The 3,008-nt window shown below is 66.5% G+C and carries 3 protein-coding genes and 2 tRNA genes; 3 read left to right on the top strand and 2 right to left on the bottom strand.

All coding sequences use genetic code 11. The features are described 5' to 3' along the window. The 3 genes from gltX to GORHZ_RS21555 all read left to right on the top strand — a co-directional run. A partial coding sequence (gene gltX, locus GORHZ_RS21565) for a glutamate--tRNA ligase (protein WP_006336823.1) occupies positions 1–1,297 on the top strand: 1,297 nt, incomplete at its 5' end. A gap of 120 nt (positions 1,298–1,417) precedes the next feature. After that, a tRNA-Gln gene (locus GORHZ_RS21560) sits at positions 1,418–1,489 on the top strand. A gap of 66 nt (positions 1,490–1,555) precedes the next feature. Continuing rightward, positions 1,556–1,628 (top strand) — tRNA-Glu (locus tag GORHZ_RS21555). Between the two features lie 77 nt (positions 1,629–1,705). Here the strand turns inward: GORHZ_RS21555 and GORHZ_RS21550 are convergent. Then, a complete protein-coding gene (locus GORHZ_RS21550) occupies positions 1,706–2,203 on the bottom strand; it encodes a PPOX class F420-dependent oxidoreductase (protein ID WP_006336822.1) in 498 nt (165 codons plus the stop codon). A 51-nt stretch (positions 2,204–2,254) separates the two neighbouring features. Continuing rightward, entirely contained in the window at positions 2,255–2,989 is a 735-nt protein-coding gene (locus GORHZ_RS21545; protein ID WP_006336821.1) for an IclR family transcriptional regulator, read from the bottom strand. Positions 2,990–3,008: the final 19 nt, after the last annotated feature.

Below are 3,008 nucleotides of genomic sequence, written 5' to 3'. Positions count from 1 at the left end.
CCTCGACGCCCTGCGCTGGCTGGGCCTCGACTGGGATGAGGGGCCGGAGGTCGGCGGACCCTACGGGCCCTACCGTCAGTCGCAGCGTCGCGACATTCATCTCGACGTCGTCGCCCGGCTGCTGGCCGCCGGTGAAGCCTATGAGGCGTACTCGACACCCGAGGAGGTGGAGGCGCGCCATCGGGCCGCGGGGCGGGACCCGAAGCTTGGTTACGACAACTTCGACCGCGACCTGACCGACGCCCAGCGCGCCGCTTACGCGGCCGAGGGTCGCAAACCTGTTGTGCGGCTTCGAATGCCGGACAACGACATCAGCTGGGATGACCTCGTTCGGGGCGTCACCACGATCAAGGCCGGTACCGTCCCGGACTTCGCCCTCACCCGCGCGAGCGGGGACCCCTTGTACACCTTGGTGAATCCGGTCGACGACGCCATGATGAAGATCACTCACGTGCTCCGGGGTGAGGATCTGCTCTCCTCGACGCCACGACAGATCGCACTCTACGAGGCGTTGATCCGTCTGGGCATCGCCGATCGGGTGCCGGAGTTCGGTCACCTGCCCTTCGTCATGGGGGAGGGCAACAAGAAGCTGTCCAAGCGTGATCCCGAGTCGAATCTGTTCCACCACCGCGACCGCGGTTTCATCCGGGAGGGCCTGCTGAACTACCTGGCCCTGCTCGGCTGGGGTTACTCCGGGGATTCGGACGTGTTCACCCTCGACGAGATGATCGCGGCCTTCGATGTGCGGCAGGTCAATTCCAATCCGGCCCGGTTCGACCAGAAGAAGGCCGACGCGATCAACGCCGAGCACATCCGCAGGCTCGAACCCGGCGACTTCGCGGCCCGCCTGAAGAGCTACCTCATCGGGCACGGCAAACTCGCCGAGTCCGTCGACGACATGATCTTCGCGACACTTGCCGAACTCGTCCAGACCCGGATTCAGGTGCTCGCGGACGCGTGGCCACTGATGTCCTTCCTCTACGTGTCCGACGCCGAGTTCGCCATCGACGAGAAGTCGGCGGCAAAGAATCTGAATGCCGACGCCGGCGAGGTCCTCGACGCCGCCAGCGCGGCGCTGAGCAGCCTCCGGGAGTGGACCGGCGCGGAGATCGAGGCGGCGCTCAAGACCGCCCTCGTGGACGATCTGGGTCTCAAACCGCGCAAGGCGTTCGGTCCGGTCCGGGTCGCGGTGACCGGGTCGCAGGTGTCTCCGCCGCTGTACGAGTCGATGGAACTGCTCGGACGTGACAAGAGTCTCGCCCGATTGGCCGCGGCGCGCGAAATCGTGCCGAAATAGGCCTCTGAGCAGCTGATTTGTGGTTTACCGGTAGGACCCTGGTACTCTTCTCCTCGGTCCTTTTCGGGCCGGTATCGCGAGCGAAAGTGAGCGGTTCCGGATCAAGAAAGGGGAACCCCTTGGGGTATGGTGTAATTGGCAACACAGCTGATTCTGGTTCAGCCATTCTAGGTTCGAGTCCTGGTACCCCAGCGAGCTGACGGGGCCACATCGGACCAGATGTGGAACCGGAAAGCTTCAACTGAATATCGAGTTCATGGCCCCGTCGTCTAGCGGCCTAGGACGCCGCCCTCTCAAGGCGGTAGCGCGGGTTCGAATCCCGTCGGGGCTACTCACCACAGCGCCCCTCTCCGATCTCGGAGAGGGGCGCTGTCGTCGTCGGACGGTGGTTCGGGGAAACGCGTCGACCTATCCCCGCGGCGCGGTGCTGCCCGCGACGGGCATCGGGTCGAGTCCTAGCTTGCGGTGATCCCAGGAACGGACCCGGTCGGCGACGACGCGCACCGCTACGCGCTTGTTCATCATCTGGTCCACGAACGGACGCATCTCGTCGGTGTAGGGCCCCGTGTAGCGCTCCCAGACGCTGATGCCGACCTTCAGACACGAGTCGGGGTCGTCGAGGATCTCGGTGGTCCCCTCGAAGGCAGCACCGCGCAGGGTGTCGTAGGTGTCGCCGTCTTCGATCAGGACCGAGCATCGCGCATTGCGGCGGAGATTGACCGCCTTCTGCGACTTGGCCTTGGTCTCGAACCAGATCTCGCCGTCGATGACGCCGTACCACATCGCAACGAGATGAATACTGCCGTCGGGTCCGGTTGTGGCGAGCGTGGCCGTCCGGCTGCGCCCGACGAAGTCGGTGATCTCGGCCTCGGACATCTCGATCTGTTTGCGCTGATTGACTCCCATGGACCGACGCTATCCGACGGTCGGTGCCGGCGGTGTCGGCCGGGTGCCCGTTCAGGCGCGGGCCGGCTGCAGTCGCTTGTGGATCGCGTCCGCGGCCGCGAGCAGATCCGCGGCCCATCGTGCGCCCGGGCGGCGGCCCATCCGGTCGATCGGCCCCGACACCGAGATGGCGGCGACGACGTCGCCGGTCCCGTCGCGCACGGGAGCGGACACGCTCGCGACGCCGGCAGCGCGTTCACCGGCGCTCTGCGCCCAGCCGCGGCGTCGGATCTCGTGCAGGGCGCGTTCGCTGAAGACGCTGTCGTGGAGCAGGGCGCGCTGCGTGCCGGGGTCGGCCCAGGCGAGCAGGACCTTCGCGGCCGACCCCGCACTCATCGGGAATCGGGTGCCCACCGGGACGGTGTCACGCAGACCCGTCGGCGGTTCCATCGCCGCGATACAGACGCGTTCGGCGCCTTCGCGGCGGTAGACCTGCACCGACTCGCCGGTGATCTCACGTAGCCGGGGCAGGACCATCAACGCCGACTCCCGCACGGGATCGTGGGAGGAGGCCGCCAGCTCACCCAGGGCCGGTCCGGGATACCAACGGCCCGAGGCGTTCCGCGCCAGCAGTCGGTGGGTCTCCAGACCCACCGCGAGCCGGTGCGCCGTGGCTCGCGGCAGACCCGTGCGATCGCACAATTCGGTCAGGTTGCAGGGGGATTCCGCGATCGCTCGCAAAACGATCACGGACTTGTCCAGAACACCGATTCCACTGATAGGCGCCGATGCGCTATCCTTTCCCATAGGACGATACTAACGTCCC

The organism is Gordonia rhizosphera NBRC 16068 (assembly GCF_000298195.1).
Classification (GTDB): Bacteria; Actinomycetota; Actinomycetes; order Mycobacteriales; family Mycobacteriaceae; genus Gordonia; species Gordonia rhizosphera.
Note: the sequence above shows the minus strand (reverse complement) of the source record. Positions and strands in the feature narration are given on the sequence as shown.